Source organism: Vibrio cholerae ATCC 14035 (assembly GCF_000621645.1).
Taxonomy (GTDB): domain Bacteria; phylum Pseudomonadota; class Gammaproteobacteria; order Enterobacterales; family Vibrionaceae; genus Vibrio; species Vibrio cholerae.
Genome location: NZ_JHXR01000015.1, coordinates 42,916 through 61,653 on the forward strand (window position 1 = coordinate 42,916; position 18,738 = coordinate 61,653).

Genomic DNA, 18,738 nt, shown 5'->3' on the forward strand with positions numbered 1-18,738 from the left:
CCTATAGCGTGTTGTAGTAATCACGAATGTGTTGAGTTTCGTGATAGCCTTTTTTCAGCGGCTCTTTGCTCTCGGTACTTGCTTCACTGGCGACCGTTTGAGTACTGACCCCCGCGACGACAGCGCCAGCGACAGCCGCTGTGCCTAACCCTTTAAGCAGATCGCGTCTGCTTTGGTTTACTTGGTTCTCTTTTTTCATCGATTGCTTCCTTATTGCTTAAGTTTTAGCAACTTAGCTATGCGTCTTAAGACGTCTGCTTTTAATTCCGGTTTGTTCACTGCTCAGCTTTATCGGTCAGGTTTTTCACCTCGATCCGATAACGATTCTTGCGACTGCTTGGTGCTTGTGTCATCGCCACTTGTTCTAAACTCAAAAAAGCGTCCAGAAGCTGCGCGACGGCTAAATAAAATTGGGCATGAGGAGCCTGACGAATTTGGCTCACCAGTTTGCCAAACCAAGGGGCGATATGGCGATTGAAGAAGGCTTGTTGCGTCTGCTCATCCGCGTTCTCGTCACCACTTTGCTCACATAAATAAGCCATGGTTTCGCACAGCGCCGAAATGTGATCTTCTGGCTCGCGCACTTGCTCATCACGCTCTAGCCCTAAGCGGCTCAAATCATGACGAATCTCAGCCAGCGGCTTTTCCATCAATGAACCAGTTAGATGCCATGAGGCAAAAGGCACCACTTCACCACGACCGATACCAATAAACAGCTCTTGATACTCTTCAGCCAGATACTCGTCCGCCAAAGAGTCCGCTTGAGCGTTGTGTGCGGCGGCGGATATCGCCTGCCACGCTTTCGCCATTTCGGTGCCATTGGCCTCAAAGTCCAATTCGGCTAGAAAGGTGCGCAGCTCTGCTGAGGGCACATCACGCAGCAGTGTGGCGAGCAGCAGGTAAATGTCTGAACGCATTGACTGTGAATGTGTTGACTGTGAACGCATAGATTGCTCTTGCATTGCTTTCTCCTTAATACTTGAGCTGCTGCTCAGGGTCATGTGCCATGGCTTCAAACATGTCGACTACCCGGCAGTCTTCGCACATCGCAATACGATTGAGCGCTTCCGGTGTAGCGAAATGTGAGTGACCGCGTAACTTGGTTTGCAACATGGTAATCATGGATTGTGGCGCGAAAGGTTTATGGCAACGCAGGCACTTAGCGGGTTCTTCTTGATGCAAAGTCACCACACCTTGGCGTGCCGCTTTGTTCCAGTTGAGTTGTGGCGTCGCGCTAAGCGCTTGTTCAGGGCAAGCTTTGACACACAAGCCGCACTGCACACAGTCTTGTTCAATAAAGCGTAGTGCTGGGCTATCTCCCGCCGGATGCAGTGCACGCGTTGGGCAAACCGCAACACAGCTCATGCATAAAGTACAATCGCTTGCTTGGCATTCAATGGTGCCGTAAGGCGCGCTAATACTGAGTGGTTGAACGCTCGGTTGTGCATTGAGTGTTTCTGCTAACGCATCCAGCGCGGTAAACAGACGTTCGCGCTTATTACCGATTAAGTCACCCAACTTAAGCCCAAGCGGCTGTTCACACAGTACCGGCATCCCCTCGCGTAGCGATTCGAGATAAAGAATATCAATCGTCTCTTTGGGCAAACCCAAGTGAGTCAGCAAGCTCTGCGCCATGCTCATTTCTTGGTTGAGAATACGCTGGATAGTGGGCGGCATATGACGGCTCGCGGCAAACAACACTTGAGTTGCACCGTTAACTAAAGCAGCAAACCAGCTGTCGATACCGACAGAAGGCAGCTCTTCTACCACCACAGGAATCACGTTATCTGGTAATACCTTAAGTGCCATGACGTTGTAACTTTCATGTCGAGAACTGCAGATCAGCACGATCGGTTTTTCACCGCCAGCTTGGTGGTAATTCGCCAGTAATCGCTCAATAAATTTTTGCGTATCGGTAGGATTAGGCAGCGCGTAGTGAATCGCTTCCGTCGGGCAAGCGGTCGCACAGGTTCCGACGCCCTGACACAGGTAAGGGTTAATTTGAATCCGATGCCCTGTTTGCTCTGAACCTTCACTGGACAGTGCGCCAGCAGGACATGCATCCACACAGCGTTCACAGCCTTTCACACCGCGTGAACTGTGCGCGCACAAATCGGGATCCAAGCGAAAATACTTAGGTTTATCGAAAGTGCCCATCAGAGTTGGGATCTCTTCCAGCGCATCCGCCAGCTTTGGATAACCGCGTCCTACTGGAAAATAACCGGGTACAGGTACTTCTTCACTCATTAAACCGTTGAGTGACATATCCAATACGATATCAAAGCTGTTTCCACCTATCGCGGCTTGCGCCAAATTGACTCGTTTACCGTGGTTTTCTACGTTCACCGAGAAGGCGCCGAGGAAACCGCTGATTTCTACCGTATCGGCATAGTACAAATTGCTTTGTGTGCCAGGCTCACCATCCACAGAAAGGAGCGTGATTGAAGCCATACTGCTCAGTGGCTCGGTAATACGCTCAATGAGCATAGTGGGTCCAATAATTAAGGTATGGCCGCCACTTTCGTAACTTACGGTAGGAGGAATAAGATTGGTCAACTCAACCGTATGCTCAATCGCATACTGTCTCGCCCGACCGTTTGGAGACGTCGCTTGTTGTAGTAGGTTGTTTAACATTGCTTGCTTCCGCTTATAAGAATCACGAGCGTGTTGGCTCGTTTTACATAAGCTAAAGCAAATAGCGTTCCAAATTTATTTTATTGAAAAATCAGAGAATTTATCGATAACTGGGATGAGAAATGAAAAGCCACAATAAGAGTGAGACATTATGTCTCACTCTACCTATTGAGGAGTAAGTCAAAATGTCCCTAATCTCTATACGGTATATTTTGTCTCACTGTTCAGTGTGTCAGATGCCGCAGTATCGCAAGAAGAAAGCGTATTGTGATCAGAAAGCCGCGCAGAATCCTCAGCGAATTCGGGCGCAGAAGCTGTCGTTTCATCAGGCATGCTTAAATCAGTCATAGTTTGGTCAGACATGGCTTTTTCCGGTATAGCCTGTTCAGACTTAACCTCTGGCGTCGTTTCTAGCTCATTACACCATTGGCGTAAGGTTTGTGCGACTTGCGTGGTGAGGGTTGCTGTGTTGCTGTAATCCGCGTTGTAATCATCCAGCATACACACTTCGCTAAACTCGCCGCTTAAAAACAGCTTACGCAATGCCGCTTTCTTCAGTTCTTGCGACGCATCGGATACCAACAAACTCGCTACGCTGGGTTCTTCATTCTCTGCTGAATGAGGTTGTTCGAGCGAGTGGCTCTCCAACCCACTTTCCGTTTCTACAGCGGACTCACTTTCTATCGGCTCCTCTTGCACAGGCTGAGAGTCAAAACTCTTTTGGGTATCAAGCAGTTGGTCTGATTCTGCGGTTAATTTACGTTGTGACCAACGAGAGAAAAACCTGTTTTCAGTTGCCACAAGACCTCCCCGCGCCTTCACGTTTCTTGCGGCGAATTTCCAGTAGCTCACCGTGACGACCAATATAGGCTTCCATCCACGCCTGAACGGGTAGCGGCATATCGGCCGACAGCACCAGATAATCGCTGTCCATATAGCGGCTGGCGACGGCTTGCGATGCGGTCAATTGCACGACTTTAAGCGGCTGATCTTCAATCGGATCTTCGGCAACCAAGAACAGCTTTGGCGCTTGTGAACTGAGGTTAAAGCGATAGTCAGTACGCTCGTCACGATACAAGTGCAAGGTTGCGACATATTGACTCTGCGCCTCTGGCGTTAAACTGAAACCGTGCAACATCCACTGCGTGGTTTGCCAACGGCCACGTGAGACCAAACGCGGCTCAAGGTTGCAAGCGAGCGGCCAAGCGCTGTCGGTTTTACTATGAGCACCATCCGTTAAGGATTCAGGAGAAGTTTGTTCAGTCATAACTCATACTAAATTAACAATCAGAGTTGAAATTAAAGCAATAATTGCGCCATGGGTACCAGTACCTTGCTTTAAGTAGAGCAACATCATCACTTTTGTGCAGTTTGTTTTTGATTCGGCACCCTTTTTGCTACATTGACGGCACTTTTTCTTATTCGCTCTACCGCAAGATTTGCACTGACAGATCGGCGGTGAATAAAGCGAGCAATACACAGGAATCCAGCGTGGCTAAACCTTCCATCATCAAAACCAGCGAAAATCCTCTGCAAACCATTGAGGTTGAAGTGTATGACGAATACGGCGAAAAACTGGTGAAATCGATCGCCTGTGAACGCCCTCTCACTGTTCTGCTCAACTGGAAAGAGATAGTGACCTTGATGACGCTCGGTTCGCGGCCAGAAGCTTTAGTGCTGGGTTATCTGAAGAACCAAAGTTTTATTTCCGATCCGGAAGCGCTCGATTCCATCATCATCGATTGGGAAACTCATTCGGCCGCGGTGGTTACGCGTGAAAACATTGACCATTTAGAGCCTGCGCTGAAGAAAAAAACCGTCACCTCCGGCTGTGGCCAAGGCACCATGTATGGCAACGTGATGAAGCAGCTTGAACATTATCAAGTGCCGCAACAGCCAATTAAACAGTCACAAATCTACGCTGCTCTGGAAGCATTGACTCACTACAACGATACCTACAAAAAAGCCGGCGCGGTGCATGGCTGCGCAATTTGCCAAGAGGATCGGGTGCTCTCTTTTGTGGAAGATGTCGGTCGCCACAATGCAGTGGATACTTTGGCCGGTGAAATGTGGCTCAATGGCATGCGTGGGGATGACAAAATTTTTTACACCACAGGTCGTTTAACCTCCGAGATGGTGATTAAAGTGGCGCAAATGGGGATTCCTGTGCTGCTATCGCGCTCGGGTGTGACTCAAATGGGGCTTGAGCTTGCGCAACGTTTTGGCATTACCACGATTGCTCGCGCTTCCGGTCGTCGCTTTCATGTGTACAGTGGCGCAGACAAAATGGTGTTTGATGTGAAAGGCCACAGTGAAGAGGCATAGCAACGTCTTTGCACCATAGAGGTTTTTAACGTGTTTCGGATAGCAAAAGAGCCTCACATAGAGGCTCTTAGTATTATTTAGCATGCAAAATATTGGCTTAGGAAACTTAGCCTTCAACGCCACGTGATTTCAGGAACTCAGCGTAAGTGCCTTTGAAGTCAGTGATTTTGCCATCACGAATTTCGATGATGCGAGTCGCCAAAGAGTCTACGAATACGCGGTCATGCGATACGAAGAACAGCGTGCCTTTATATTGCTCTAAGGCGTTGTTCAAAGACTCGATCGATTCCATATCCATGTGGTTGGTTGGCTCATCGAGCAGCAGCATGTTTGGCTTGTGCATCATGAGTTTGCCAAGCAACATACGACCTTGCTCACCACCCGACAGTACCTTCACGGATTTCTTGATGTCATCTTGGCCAAACAGCATACGGCCCAAGAAGCTGCGAACCACTTGCTCATCATCGCCTTCTTGACGCCACTGACCCATCCACTCCATCAGGTTCAGATCTTCTGCGAACTCGTGAGCGTGGTCTTGCGCATAGTAACCAATATTCGAGTTTTCAGACCACTTGTACATACCGCTACGTGGCTCAAGTACGCCAGCTAGGGTATTCAGCAATGTGGTTTTACCCACACCGTTCTCACCGATGATGGCAACACGCTCACCCACTTCAAAAATCGCGTTGAAGTTGCTGAACAGGTCATGATCAAAACCTTGGCTGAGGTTTTCAACAATAAGGGCGTTACGGAATAGCTCTTTCGATTGCTCGAAACGAATGAATGGGTTCTGACGGCTTGATGCCTTCACTTCATCCAGTTTGATCTTATCAATCTGTCTTGCACGAGAAGTCGCTTGTTTTGCTTTCGATGCGTTCGCCGAGAAGCGCGCTACGAAGGTTTGCAGTTCAGTAATTTGCGCTTTCTTCTTCGCGTTATCAGATAACAGACGCTCACGCGCTTGAGTGGCCGCAGTCATGTATTCGTCGTAGTTGCCTGGGTAAATACGCAGCTCACCGTAATCCAAGTCAGCCATGTGGGTACAGACTGAGTTTAAGAAGTGGCGGTCATGCGAGATGATGATCATGGTGCAGTTACGCGCATTCAGCGTATCTTCCAACCAGCGAATGGTGTCGATGTCCAAGTTGTTGGTCGGTTCGTCAAGCAGCATGATATCTGGATCTGCAAACAGGATTTGCGCCAGCAGCACACGCAGTTTCCAACCCGGAGCCACACTGCTCATCAGGCCGTAATGTTGCTCAAGAGGAATACCCACCGCGAGAAGTAGTTCACCCGCTTTGGATTCTGCCATGTAGCCATCCATCTCGGCGAATTCCACTTCGAGATCGGCAACACGCATACCATCTTCTTCGGTCATTTCGGGCAGCGCATAAATACGGTCACGCTCTTGTTTTACCTTCCACAACTCTTTGTGACCCATGATAACGGTGTCGATTACCGTGAACTCTTCGTACGCAAACTGATCCTGATTCAGCTTGGCAACGCGCTCGTTTGGATCGTAGCTCACATTACCGCCACTTGGTTCGAGCTCACCACTGAGGATTTTCATGAAGGTGGATTTACCACAGCCATTTGCCCCGATTAGACCGTAGCGATTACCTTCGCCAAACTTAACTGAAATGTTTTCAAACAGTGGCTTAGCGCCAAATTGTTGAGTGATATTCGCTGTAGAAATCAAAGCCTGTACCTTAGTGCGTTAACATTCCCGCCCACTTAAAACGGCGCACTTCGAGTGGCTAAATTAAGCTGACAGGGATCACAAATAGAAAAATCTGCGCAACGTTACTTGTTCAGCGCCCAGACTACAAGCCCTGATTTACATAACGCGCATGAAAGTCAGTCATCTCAAGTGAAATGACCAACAAAATAACGAGCTTTTCGTAGGGGGATTATTGAAGCAGCAAGGTCTCGCGAAGTTTCGCTTCATTTTTGGAAGGCAGGAAGATACTGAAAGTGCTACCCACGCCCAATTCAGACTGCACTTTAATTTCTCCGCCAGACTGGCTAAGCAAACTTTGTGAAACCGAAAGCCCAAGCCCTGTCCCCTCACGTTTGGTGGTATAAAACGGATCGAAAATACGTTTGAGGTTTTCTGGCTTAATGCCACAACCTTGATCTTCAATGTGGATCACCGCTCCGCGGTTTTGCCCCTCTTCAACCCAATCTTCGCTACGTATCGTGATGCGGCCTTTGCCGTTCATGGCATGAATCGCGTTCATCTGTAGGTTAACCAGAATTTGCAGCAGTTGATGGCGATTCACCTCCACCGAATTGTGCGCTTTCAGTTCCAGCACAAATTCAATATCGCGCTTTTTCGAACCAGTTTTGACTAAGGTAATACTCTCATCAATGATCGGATTGACGTGTTGCCACGTGATTTCGTCCTGCACTCCGCCTTGGCGACTGTATTGCAACAAGCTGCGCGTGATGTTTCGGATCCGCTCGATTTGCAGCAAGATGGCATCAATTTCTTCTTCGACTCTGCTCGCATCAGCACCAAGCTCAAAACGAATTAACTCGGTATTACCGAGAATCACGGCGGTAGGGTTATTGATTTCATGGGCAATCCCCGCGGTTAGCTCACCAAGTGCCGCCAGTTTTTCATGCACCACTAACTTATTGCGCGTTTGGTTAAGCAAGGCAATGTGGTGCTCAAGCTGCGCGGTTTTCTCTTGCAAACTGGCGGTGCGCGATTGCACTTTTGCTTCTAACTCATGCGCGGCTTGCACGATTTCTTCATTCCGTTGCTGCAACTGATCCAGCATGTTGTCGAATTGCTTCGCAAGCTGAGCGAGTTCATGTTTGTCATCAAGCCCAATTTGACCAATACGCTGGTTTTTACCAAGTTGCACCATTTTCACTACACGGTGAATGCGCTCGATAGGACGAAACAGATCGCGCGAGCCACGGTACACAAACAGGCCTGAAATCACCAGCAGGAAAAGCGTGATGATCCCGACTTCTAAAATATTGGTCACGTAAGCTTTTAAAAACGGCCACATTAAGTAGCCGGTGTACAGCATGCCAATTTCGTTGTGGTATTGATCGCGAATCGGCTCATACGCGGTGATGTACCAAGCATCATACACATACGCCAGATTAACCCACTGCTGACCACCTTTGAGCACTTGATTAAACACTTCGGATGACACCCGTGTGCCTATCGCGCGACCTGCATGGATATTACTGTCTAAAGGCACGTTGGTGCTGACGCGTAAGTCATCCAAAAACAGGGTTAAAGTGCCCGTTGGGCGAAGCTGATCTTGATGACTTGGGTAGATGAGATCTCGAATTTGATCGACTAAGGTTGTGCTGTTATTGAGCAGTAAACCACCATCCAAAAAACCTATGATCTCACCGAAGTCATTGCGCACTGGAATCACGGTACGACTGACTAATCCCCGAGTTTCGATCTGTTGAGAATTAAGAATCGGGATTTGCGCTTGCTTAGCTAAATCCGGATCGAGCTTTTCTAGCTCATCGGCACTAAGTACATCAAAGAAGGATTCACGCTTGGTGAGATCGAGATAGCGAAACTTCTGCTCTAAGCTATCCACACGCTCAAAACTTAAGAAATCTAAGCCATAGCGATTTTTTTGATTTTGCACCCAACGTGGCAAAGTACTGAGGGTTTCCGGCTCTTGCAGACGCTTGCGAAAATCGTACGATTCTGCAAACGCGCGAACGTGATTGGCTTGTTTCTGTTGCAGTAGAGTTACACTGTTTTGCGCCACGCCTAACCGCTCAGACACATCAATTAAAGCACTGTTCCAGGTGTAATGCAGTGACCAGTAAATGGTGATCGCAATCAGCGCCAGCAGTGTGAGAAAAATTGGCGCTGAGGTCAGAATCCACAGCCGATAGCGCACGGTGGTTTGAAAACGGTGTCGCCATTTTTGCCACCAAGCCCATTTAGCTTTCATGGCTGAGATCCTCGCTTTCCCACTCTTTGTATTTACGCTCCAACGTTTTACGTGCCACGCCTAAATCGCGGGCGGCGGCCGATTTATTGCCCTCATGCAGCGCCACAATTTGCTGAATATGTGCTTTTTCCACCGCACTCAGAGGCCAATCGTTGGGATATCCCAAGCTGGGCTGCGTGACATTGTCACCAAGTGAAATTTCAGAATTATTACTCTGTGACATTGTCACCTCGGGTTCTGCATAAATAGGCAGACCATTGAGCTCTCGCCAATAATGCGCAGGCGGTTTGCCCAATAACAAGCAGCGCTCAATTAAGTTTTTCAACTCGCGAATATTGCCCGGCCAATCATAGTCTTGCATCGAAGAGATATCTTCATACGCCCATTTAGGCATTGGCATCCCCAGTTCCGCACAGAGCATTTTGGTGAAAAACGGCAACAGTTCATGCAGATCTTGCTTGCGCTCACGCAGTGGGCTCACTTCGATTTTCAACACATTAAGCCGGTAGTAAAGATCGCCGCGGAAACGGCCATTTTCGACTTCTTGTTGCAGATTACGGTTGGTGGCGGCCACCACTCGCACGTCCACATTCACCTCTTTTTCCGAACCCACTGGGCGCACCGCGCGTTGTTCTAAAACCCGTAATAGCGAGGCTTGCATGGTCAGTGGCATTTCGCCGATTTCATCCAAAAACAGAGTGCCGCCGTTAGCCACGCGAAACAGCCCTTCACGACTCTTCTTCGCGCCGGTAAATGCCCCAGAGGTGTGCCCAAACAGTTCACTTTCCAGCAGTTCTGGCGCAATCGCGCCGCAGTTGATTGGCACAAAAGGACCTTGGCGACCACTCGCTTCATGGATGCCGCGTGCGACCAACTCTTTGCCCGTCCCCGATTCCCCTTCAATCAGCACCGAAGCGCGCGACGGAGCAAATTGAACAATGCGCTGCTTGAGTAATTCGGTTTGCACTGAACTGCCGATGATTTGTGTTGTGCAGTGGCGTTGAAAATCACGCTGCAAGGCGTACTGCAAACGCTCATTGAGGCGCTTATTCATACAGCGTTGCACCGCTTGCAGCATTTGTTCGAGGTTAAATGGCTTGAGGATAAAATCGCTTGCCCCCAGTTTGAGAGCGCTGATGGCGGTCTCAAGATCCGCGAATCCGGTCATAAAAATCACATCCGCGCGGTGATCCGGATCGGTAAACGCTTCTTCCCATTCAATCCCTGAGCGTCCCGGTAGGTTGATGTCTAAAATCAGCAAGTCGTAGTGATGCTCACCACGCAGCACCTCGGCCTCTTCAATGCTGCTGGCTAAATCGACGCGCGAAAACCATTTACTCAGCGCTTTTTTCAGTACCAGTTGCATACCGACTTCGTCATCAACAAGTAAAACAGAGAAGGCTTGATATAAATGGGTTTGATTGAGATCCAAAACTGGTGACATAGAGGGATTCCATAACTTATTGAGACAGAACGACTCAATTAACCTTACATTGGCTAGGCGTAATTTGCGACATTTTGTCCCACACGGTTTAAAGTGTCACTATCTTTAGGCCAGATTTGCCACAAATCACCGACTTTTTGCAGGGAAAATAGCCCTCAATGAGTAAGAATGACGTTGGCATCCCATTTGCTATACCTCTGTTTCGTATAAACTCATCAGCAATTGATTTCATTCAGTGTTATCAGTGTATTAGCTGATCTAGATCGCTGACTTTACCTCCAACGTACCGTCATGGAATTCACAATGAAAAAAACAACCTTTACCCTCGCAGCCGCTTCGTTAATTTTGGTCAGTTACTCGGCTTCTAGTGCCGATGACGCTCGTATTCGTCTTGCGACCACCACCAGTACTTACGATTCTGGCTTGCTTGATTACCTCCTGCCAAAATTTGAGCAAGATACGGGTTATAAAGTGGATGTGATCGCCACTGGCACAGGTAAAGCGCTGAAAATGGGCGAAAATGGCGATGTGGATTTGGTGATGACCCATGCACCGAAAGCCGAAGCCAGCTTTGTTGAGGCAGGTTTCGGTGTTCTACCACGTAAACTGATGTACAACGACTTTGTGGTGGTTGGCCCAGAAAGTGATCCGGCTAAAATCGCCGATGAAAAGAACATCGCGAAAGTATTTGAAAATATTGCTAAAAGCGGCGCTGTATTTATCTCACGTGGTGATGATTCCGGCACACACAAGAAAGAGCTCGGCATTTGGGCACAAAACAAGATTGAACCGAATTTCGGTGGCTACCGTTCTATTGGTCAAGGCATGGGTCCAACACTGAATATGGCGTCAGAAATGCAGGCTTATACCCTGACCGACCGAGGGACTTGGCTGGCTTACAACAATAAGTTGGCTCTCAAGATTCTGTTTGAAGGTGATGAGCAACTGTTTAACCCTTACCAAGTGATCATTGTCAACCCTGAGCGTTACCCAACCACCCAATATCATGCCGCTAAAGTGTTTAGTGATTGGCTGGTGAACCCTAAAGGCCAGCAGTTGATTAACGAGTTTAAAGTCAATGGCCAACAACTCTTTGTGGCCAATGCGGACAAGCAGTAATCCTCGATGAGTCTTTGGCAAACAACCCTAGATGCCTTGCATCTGTTGGTGAGTCTAGATCCTAAGCTATGGGAGATCGTTGCGGTCTCCTTTAGTGTTTCGCTAACGGCCATTGCTCTGGTGCTCATCCCCTCTGTGGTGCTCTCTTTTGTGCTGGCGTACACCAATTTTCGCGGTAAATGGACTCTGCTTTCGCTGATCAATACCCTGCAAGCGGTTCCAACTGTCGTGATAGGTCTGCTGCTGTATATGTTGCTCTCACGCGCAGGCCCGCTGGGTGATTGGCAGATGCTGTTTACCCAGCAAGCGATGATTTTAGGTCAAGCACTGATCTGTTTTCCGATTCTGGTTGCCATGATGCATGGTGCGTTGCAATCGACTGATCGCCGCTCGCTAGAAACTTCAATGACGCTGGGAGCTTCCGTACCTAGGCTCTTTGCAACCTTAGTCTGGGAAGCGCGCTTTCCTTTAATGGCCGCAACCATTGCGGGTTTTTCCCGTATCGTGACCGAAGTTGGCTGCTCAATGATGGTCGGTGGCAATATCATGGGCTTGACCCGCAATATCCCAACGGCCATTTCATTGGAAAGCAATAAAGGCGCTTTTGCGCAGGGGGTGGCGCTGGGTATGGTGCTGCTTGCCTTAGCGCTAGGGCTCAACTTTCTGCTCTCTTCCCTACGGGGCAAAGGCTATTTAAGGACATAAGGCCAATCATGACGATCAAACTTACCGCACAGCAGCTTTCCATGCGTTTTAAAGATCGCGTGTTATTTCATATTCCCGAGATCGCCATCGGCCCTAATGATGCCATTTACCTTAAGGGCGACAATGGTGTGGGTAAAACCACCTTATTGAAAATTCTCGCGGGCTTGTTAGAGCCGAGCAATGGTAGAGTGCTTGGCCGTAAACCTTGGTGGCAGCGCTTGTTTTTGACTTCCGCGACCTCAGAAGTTGTCTATCTTCATCAAAGCCCCTACCTGTTTGATGACACGGTTTATCAAAATGTGGTGTACGGCATTCGTTTCAGTGGCTTGTCTGCGCATGAAAAGCGCGCGCAAGTGATCACTGCCTTGCGTATGGTCGGGCTAGAAACGCTGGCCGATGAGCATATTTCTGTGCTTTCCGGCGGAGAAAAACAGCGCGTAGCGATGGCGCGAGCGTGGATCCTCAAGCCCTCTATTTTGTTGATGGATGAGCCGAGTGCGTCATTGGATCAAGAATCTATCGAGAGATTGGTTATAATGGCGCGAGATTTATTAGAGCGCGGCTCCAGTCTTGTCATCACTAGCCACCAAACCAACGCCCTCACGGCGCTGTGTAAAAAGCAGTGGTGGATTAAAGAGCGTCAACTGATTGAGTCGCCTTTGCTGCAGATTGTGAAAGAAAACAATGATAACCACACAAACACTTCCCACGCTTCAACCTTCCGACACTAGCTGGGTGATTCTTGCTGGCGGACAAGCCAGCCGCATGGGAGGACAAGACAAAGGCCTGATCCAGTTGAATGGTCAGCCCCTGGTTCAACATGTGATCGATAAGTTGGCCCCACAAACGCCGACTTTGCTCATCAACGCCAATCGCAACCAAAGCCAATACCAACAATTTGCGCCGGTGATCAGTGATGAGTTTCCAGATTATCCGGGACCGTTAGGCGGCATTCATGCCGGTTTAAGCCATGCACCAACCGATTGGGTCGGCTTTGTCCCTTGTGATAGCCCGTTAATTTGCGATGATTTAGTCGCCCGTTTCTGTCAGGCTGTCAAACCCGAGAGCGATATTTTAGTGGCTCATGATGGTGAACATCAGCAACCTGTGTTTACCCTATTTCATAAACGCGTGTTACCCAAACTCAGCGCCTTTTTAGCCCGTGGCGATCGCAAAATCATCTTGCTTTACGATGAATGCCATACTTCTTACGTCGATTTTAGCGATGCACCAAGCTGCTTTTTTAATTTGAATACGCCACAAGAGTTGGCGCAATTTGGAGCGTTACATCCATGATTGCTTCTGCACACCAGAATCCTCAACGCCCTAACCTGCCACTACTCGGTTTCGCTGCCTATTCTGGCACCGGAAAAACGACGCTGCTAGAAGCCCTGCTGCCTAAACTGACAGCAACTGGTTTGCGCATTGGTCTGCTGAAACACGCGCACCACGATTTTGATGTCGATAAGCCAGGCAAAGACAGTTATCGCTTACGTAAAGCGGGAGCGTCTCAAATGCTGATTGCGTCGCGTAACCGTCATGCGCTAATAACCGAAACCCCCGATGCCGAAGCGGAGTTTGATTATCTGTTGACTCGATTTGATGCTGAAAAGCTCGATGTGATTTTGGTTGAAGGCTGTAAAAATATCGCTTTTCCAAAAATTGAACTGCACCGCGCGGAAGTCGGTAAGCCTTGGCTTTACCCTCATGATAAAAACATCATTGCGATTGCTGCCGATGAGACGGTCGCAACGGATCTGCCGCAAATGCACATTAATGATCTCGATGCGATCGCTGATTTCGTTTTGGATTATGTCAATAAGTGGCGCGCGCAGCAGATTCAACCACACACAGTGTCAGATTCCAAAAACAATGCAGCGGCATGCTGCGACACTTTATCCCCTGCTTTCCTTTCTGTAGAACAAGGCCGCGAGAAGATCCTCTCGCTCATCTCACCTTTGGCAGAGACAGAATCGGTAGCGATTCAAGAGTGCTATCAACGCGTACTGGCGCGTGAAGTTTTCTCTCCGAACAATGTGCCCGCCTATCGCAACTCAGCGATGGATGGCTATGCGCTGCGCAGTGATGATCTTGAACGCGATAGCTACCGTGTAGTGGCGGAAGTGCTCGCCGGTAGTCATTATCCGAAAACGGTTGAACGCGGCGAAGCGGTGAAGATTATGACTGGCGCACCAATGCCACTCGGTGCTGATACGGTAGTAATGCGTGAGCAAGCCACGCAAAACGGCGAACTGGTCAGTTTTGCGGGTGCCAAAATCAAAGCAGGACAAAACGTACGCCAAGCAGGTGAAGATTTGGCGCAAGGCCAAGCGGTCTTTAGCATAGGTCAGCGTGTGCTTTCTCCAGAAATGGGCATGTTGGCGTCACTGGGTTTTGCGCACGCGGACGCATTTCGCTCGCTTAAAGTCGCGATTTTTTCGACAGGCGATGAAGTACAAGCGCCCGGCGGTGACATTGAGCCAAACTCTATTTTTGATTCCAACCGTTTTACTCTGACAGGATTACTCAAACAGCTCGGCTGCCAAGTGATCGATCTCGGTATCATCGAAGATGACGAAGCAAAAATGATGCAAGTGCTTGAGCAAGCAGCAAAACAGGCTGATGTGGTGATCACTTCCGGTGGTGTTTCTGTGGGCGATGCGGATTTCATCAAATCCGCGCTAGAGAAGCTGGGACAAATTGATTTTTGGCGGATCAATATGCGTCCGGGACGCCCACTGGCGTTTGGCCAGATTGCTGGAAAACCTTTCTTCGGTCTACCGGGCAACCCTGTCGCGGTAATGGTTTCTTTCATCAACTTTGTGGAACCTGCTCTGCGTAAAATGCAAGGTGAACAAGGTTGGCAACCACTGAAAGTCAATGCGATTGCGTTGGAAGATCTGCGCTCTCGCCAAGGCAGAACTGAGTTCAGCCGTGGGGTTTACGCTTTTAATACGCAAGGACAACTGACAGTACGTACCACGGGCAAACAAGGTTCGGGGATTTTGCGCTCAATGAGTGAAGCGAACTGCTTGATTGAAATTGCTCCGGCGATTGATACGGTAAAAGTCGGTGAAAGCGTGACAATCATCCCACTTCAAGGCAGAATCTAGTGTGTTCACTCCCTATACTTGCTTCTCTTCATAGTATGACGTCAATATAGGGACTCTTTACCAAAAGCGGCAATCAAGAACATCCATCATCACTCAAGATATTTACCTCCATGCTTTGAGTGAGCCTCCTCTCTGAGTGCTCCAATTTCTCGCCATATCTGTTCTGCAATCTCTGCATTCGCATCATAAAATTGGTGACTAAACACTAAGTAGTAATCTTTGGTGGTGATTGCAGGTTCTACTTTCGTGATGTTTTTGATTTTTTTACTACTGAGAAACTGCTGAGCGGTAGTATCTTGAACGGCGACAACAGGTAAGCGACCCAGTTGTAACATTTGGAAAAGTTGTTCTGTGGTGGTGACTTCTTGAACATTCAATTGTTTTTTCTTCAACTCATTCACAATCGAAAATCCTAAGTGAGCACCGACTTGTTGTTCGGTATTCAAAATTTTCTCTCCATCCCAATCCAATTTCTGATCTTGAAGCGTGTAAAAGTAATAACCGATCGTGGCAATCCGTTTTTGGCTATCCGGACTATCATCTTGCATTGGATAACGAGCATACTGAGCTCGTAGTGTGTTGTAAGAAAAGATAAAACCGCCATCTACTTTGCCTGTATCAATGTAATCCAATACCCGTTTACCAGGAAGACGAACATATTCAATTTTCAGTTCCAACTTAGTTGCGACATCATTGAGGACATCTAACGCTAGACCAGGAGGATTGGCAACAGACTCACCATTGCCCATCTGAAACGGGTAAGATTCAATATCTGAGTAGGCTAATCGAAGAGTCGTTGTAGCTGAAACATGAAAAGAACTTGTGACTGTAAAGAAAAATAACCAAGACTGACGAATGAAATAGTTCATAGACTAGACCTCACACATAACTAGAGAAAGCATAGAGCTTGAGTGGAAAAATAACCATAAACTCAACCTTTAACTCACCAAAAGTCACAATTACCCTATCTCTGTTCATCGCAAAGAAAGTCGAGAATATTGCTGCAATACCGCTTTTGGCTTGTGCTATCATCGCAGTCATAAAATCTTAACGACATAAACGCTGCTCAGCGTCGAGAGAAAACATGGCTCGTACAATTATTTACACCTACAAAAACCAAGAGAAAACGCTGACTTTCTCATACGAAAAGCATCACAACATTCATGAAGCGGTAGCCGAAGCGGAAGGCATTGACCTGACCGAATTTCTGAAGATGGAGATGCAACTGGAAGCGATTTCAGATACTAAATCGGTGCGTAACTTCCGTGATAACCACTTCAAAAAGCTCGGTTTCGGTATCATCACGCTACAACCTAAAGAGAATTTTGGTGTAGGCAAAAAACCAAAAGCGACTCGCTAAGCCAATATGCTTTAGCTGTAATTTTAAAATACCGATACCCAAACGACTTGGAGTTGCAGGTAGGCGGCAAGCGAGTGAATCCCCATGAGCATAGACAAACTATGTGATTGGGGTGAATGAACGCAGCCAACACCGCTGCAACTTCAAGTAGGAAGGGGAAAAGGGCTTGCAGTGCAAGCCCTTAATTTATTCTGTTGATCTTCAACTTATTTAATGTTGAGGAAAGCCGCTCCGCGCACGCCGCCGGAGTCGCCATGTTTGGCTTTAACGATTTTCGGGCATTTCGCAACAGAGAGCAGATGCTTAGGCACACGCTTTGGCATTTCTTCATAAATCAGATCGTAGTTTGATAATCCGCCGCCTAACACCACCACGTGTGGATCGTTGGCAGTAAAAATATTGGCGAAACAGATCGCCAGCAATTCCATAAAGCGCTCAACGTGCTCAACGGCTTTGGATTCACCCTCTTTCTGTGCGGTGATGATATCAATCGCTTTTTTCTTTTCGCCGTAATAGTGCTCGTATAACAGCTCAAAGCCACGGCCAGAGAGATAGTTGTCCATACAACCTTTATTGCCGCAGCCACAGCCCAGTAATGGGGCTTTTTCACCAAGATGGAACCAAGCATCAATCGGTAGGCGCATGTGGCCAATTTCACCCGCTACGTGGTTACGACCTGAGAACACTTTACCTTCGTAGACCAGTCCGCCACCAAAACCGGTACCTAGAATCAAGCCCATCACGGAAGCCGCTTCTTTTAGCTCATCATCCCAAGCTTCAGAGAGCGCAAAACAGTTCGCATCATTTTCCACTTTCACTACGCGGCCGAGTTTGGTTTCCAAATCGGCACGCAGCGGTTTGCCTTTGGCTGCAGGCACGTTAACGGTCAATACGCAGCCATTATCGGCATCTTCCATGCCCGGAATACCCAGACCAACCGTACCTTCGACGCCAAATTGCGCATCGTATTTATGGACTAACCCGGCAATAGTCTCCACCAATTTGGCATAGTCATCCGTTGGTGTCGCGACGCGTTCCGTGGCAACGCGTTCTAACTGTTCATTGAACGCACCAAATTCAATTTTGGTTCCGCCCACATCAAAGCCGTAATACATGGCCTTCTCTCCTCAATTTCCTATCCCAGCCTTGGGAAAAAATAAAAACACAAAAGTGAGGCGTATTATCCACAAGCTACCCTCAACAGTCCGTGACAAAGCACTTATTTATCTGGCCAATGGCACTGATTGCACAATAAGCGACCAAGGTCACACGCAAGTTTAGAGGCAGTTCGCGTTTTGTTGATGTGCTATCCATCGTTGCAATGCGGGTTTAGTAATACTCGGCTTATTGCGCGATTTGCAGGTCAGGTAAGTTTCTTTAAATGCTTCGAACCACAGCGATAACGTACTTGCGGAGTGTCGATCACCGAACATGTCCAACACCAAGCTAGCCACTTCTGCCGTTGCCAAGTGCTGTTCGTTTTCCGATTTACGCATGATGTATTGCGATAAGCGTTCCGGCTCCACCGATACCAAAGGCAATGATGCAAGATACGGAGATTTGCGAAAGATGCGTTTCGCTTCACGCCAACTGCCATCAATCAATACCAATAATGGTTTTTTGCCTGCAAACTCAGTGGGGATTGGGCTTAACACGCGAGTTTTGTCCTCTTCCGTTTCCGCGGGAAAAATCAGCACCGGATAATAGGCAGGGTTACTGAGTAACGCGAGCATCTCTGGGTTTGGCTCCGTACGACTCCATTGATATACATAGGTCTCTTTCACCGTGTCTGCAATTAAGCGCCCAGTGTTGCTGGGTTTAAATACTTCGTTTTCAGAGACGATCAGCAGTACCGCCACTTGGCTTTCAATATCAGGCTGATGGGCACACAAGCAGTGCGTCAACTCAACCAGACAGTACAAGCAGCGTTTAATCTTGCCACCCCGCGCTAAAAATGGCTTGGTTGAACGTTCTAGGCGATATTGATATAAGTGATGAAACGCGTGAATTCTCATGGCTCGGACTACTGGCGGAAAAATGGCTGCGATTTTACTGACCACAGGGCTTTTGCGCCAGTAAAGATTCTCGACGTGG

At 48.2% G+C, this 18,738-nt stretch carries 18 protein-coding genes; 7 read left to right on the forward strand and 11 right to left on the reverse strand.

Annotation, left to right across the window (positions count from 1 at the left end):
* Position 1: 1 nt before the first annotated feature.
* The 5 genes from T411_RS0109575 to T411_RS0109595 form a co-directional block, all read right to left on the reverse strand.
* Complete coding sequence (locus T411_RS0109575) at positions 2-199, reverse strand: twin-arginine translocation signal domain-containing protein (protein WP_000711977.1); 198 nt, start codon at positions 197-199, stop codon at positions 2-4.
* A gap of 76 nt (positions 200-275) precedes the next feature.
* On the reverse strand, positions 276-947 hold the full coding sequence (locus tag T411_RS0109580; RefSeq protein ID WP_001889423.1) for a TorD/DmsD family molecular chaperone: 672 nt from the start codon (positions 945-947) through the stop codon (positions 276-278).
* A 25-nt stretch (positions 948-972) separates the two neighbouring features.
* Positions 973-2,634, reverse strand: a complete 1,662-nt coding sequence (locus T411_RS0109585) for a 4Fe-4S dicluster domain-containing protein (RefSeq protein ID WP_000933835.1) — start codon at positions 2,632-2,634, stop codon at positions 973-975.
* Between the two features lie 198 nt (positions 2,635-2,832).
* A complete protein-coding gene (locus tag T411_RS0109590; protein ID WP_000179983.1) occupies positions 2,833-3,435 on the reverse strand; it encodes a DUF3306 domain-containing protein in 603 nt (200 codons plus the stop codon).
* Positions 3,425-3,901 (reverse strand): DUF3305 domain-containing protein, encoded by a 477-nt coding sequence (locus tag T411_RS0109595; RefSeq protein WP_000139762.1) that lies wholly within the window; start codon positions 3,899-3,901, stop codon positions 3,425-3,427. The genes T411_RS0109590 and T411_RS0109595 overlap by 11 nt, the downstream gene beginning before the upstream one ends.
* A 224-nt stretch (positions 3,902-4,125) precedes the next feature.
* Between T411_RS0109595 and fdhD the strand changes: the two genes are divergently transcribed.
* Entirely contained in the window at positions 4,126-4,959 is an 834-nt protein-coding gene (gene fdhD / locus T411_RS0109600) for a formate dehydrogenase accessory sulfurtransferase FdhD (RefSeq protein WP_001118351.1), read from the forward strand.
* 106 nt (positions 4,960-5,065) lie between these two features.
* Here fdhD and T411_RS0109605 read toward each other — a convergent pair whose 3' ends face one another.
* The 3 genes from T411_RS0109605 to T411_RS0109615 all read right to left on the reverse strand — a co-directional run bounded on the left by T411_RS0109605 (position 5,066) and on the right by T411_RS0109615 (position 10,347).
* Positions 5,066-6,658 (reverse strand): ABC-F family ATPase, encoded by a 1,593-nt coding sequence (locus T411_RS0109605; protein WP_000625979.1) that lies wholly within the window; start codon positions 6,656-6,658, stop codon positions 5,066-5,068.
* A 211-nt stretch (positions 6,659-6,869) separates the two neighbouring features.
* Positions 6,870-8,903 carry a sensor histidine kinase gene (locus tag T411_RS0109610; protein WP_000645087.1) on the reverse strand — a complete coding sequence of 678 codons (2,034 nt, stop codon included), beginning with the start codon at positions 8,901-8,903 and terminating at the stop codon, positions 6,870-6,872.
* On the reverse strand, positions 8,893-10,347 hold the full coding sequence (locus T411_RS0109615; protein ID WP_000075518.1) for a sigma-54-dependent transcriptional regulator: 1,455 nt from the start codon (positions 10,345-10,347) through the stop codon (positions 8,893-8,895). Before T411_RS0109615 ends, T411_RS0109610 begins: the two co-directional genes overlap by 11 nt.
* A 303-nt stretch (positions 10,348-10,650) precedes the next feature.
* On the opposite strand from T411_RS0109615, the gene T411_RS0109620 reads away from it, so the two are divergent.
* From T411_RS0109620 to T411_RS0109640, 5 genes are read left to right on the forward strand one after another with little or no spacing between them, the layout of a single operon-like run.
* Positions 10,651-11,466: an ABC transporter substrate-binding protein gene (locus T411_RS0109620; protein ID WP_000753826.1), complete on the forward strand. Its 816-nt coding sequence runs from the start codon at positions 10,651-10,653 to the stop codon at positions 11,464-11,466.
* 6 nt (positions 11,467-11,472) lie between these two features.
* Positions 11,473-12,171: an ABC transporter permease gene (locus T411_RS0109625; RefSeq protein WP_000061034.1), complete on the forward strand. Its 699-nt coding sequence runs from the start codon at positions 11,473-11,475 to the stop codon at positions 12,169-12,171.
* 8 nt (positions 12,172-12,179) lie between these two features.
* Positions 12,180-12,902: an energy-coupling factor ABC transporter ATP-binding protein gene (locus tag T411_RS0109630; RefSeq protein ID WP_000152997.1), complete on the forward strand. Its 723-nt coding sequence runs from the start codon at positions 12,180-12,182 to the stop codon at positions 12,900-12,902.
* Entirely contained in the window at positions 12,856-13,467 is a 612-nt protein-coding gene (mobA, locus tag T411_RS0109635) for a molybdenum cofactor guanylyltransferase MobA (RefSeq protein ID WP_000633519.1), read from the forward strand. The genes T411_RS0109630 and mobA overlap by 47 nt, the downstream gene beginning before the upstream one ends.
* Positions 13,464-15,284, forward strand: a complete 1,821-nt coding sequence (locus T411_RS0109640; RefSeq protein ID WP_000561939.1) for a bifunctional molybdopterin-guanine dinucleotide biosynthesis adaptor protein MobB/molybdopterin molybdotransferase MoeA — start codon at positions 13,464-13,466, stop codon at positions 15,282-15,284. Before mobA ends, T411_RS0109640 begins: the two co-directional genes overlap by 4 nt.
* A gap of 89 nt (positions 15,285-15,373) precedes the next feature.
* On the opposite strand, the gene T411_RS1000000121570 is transcribed toward T411_RS0109640, so the two are convergent.
* On the reverse strand, positions 15,374-15,754 hold the full coding sequence (locus T411_RS1000000121570; protein WP_001881320.1) for a type 2 periplasmic-binding domain-containing protein: 381 nt from the start codon (positions 15,752-15,754) through the stop codon (positions 15,374-15,376).
* Between the two features lie 614 nt (positions 15,755-16,368).
* Between T411_RS1000000121570 and T411_RS0109660 the strand changes: the two genes are divergently transcribed.
* Positions 16,369-16,644, forward strand: a complete 276-nt coding sequence (locus tag T411_RS0109660; RefSeq protein ID WP_000124575.1) for a DUF2960 domain-containing protein — start codon at positions 16,369-16,371, stop codon at positions 16,642-16,644.
* A gap of 206 nt (positions 16,645-16,850) precedes the next feature.
* Here the strand turns inward: T411_RS0109660 and nagK are convergent, their stop codons facing one another.
* Positions 16,851-17,759: an N-acetylglucosamine kinase gene (nagK, locus tag T411_RS0109665; RefSeq protein ID WP_000291355.1), complete on the reverse strand. Its 909-nt coding sequence runs from the start codon at positions 17,757-17,759 to the stop codon at positions 16,851-16,853.
* 162 nt (positions 17,760-17,921) lie between these two features.
* On the reverse strand, positions 17,922-18,659 hold the full coding sequence (locus T411_RS0109670) for a tRNA-uridine aminocarboxypropyltransferase (RefSeq protein WP_001900033.1): 738 nt from the start codon (positions 18,657-18,659) through the stop codon (positions 17,922-17,924).
* Positions 18,660-18,738 lie beyond the last annotated feature (79 nt).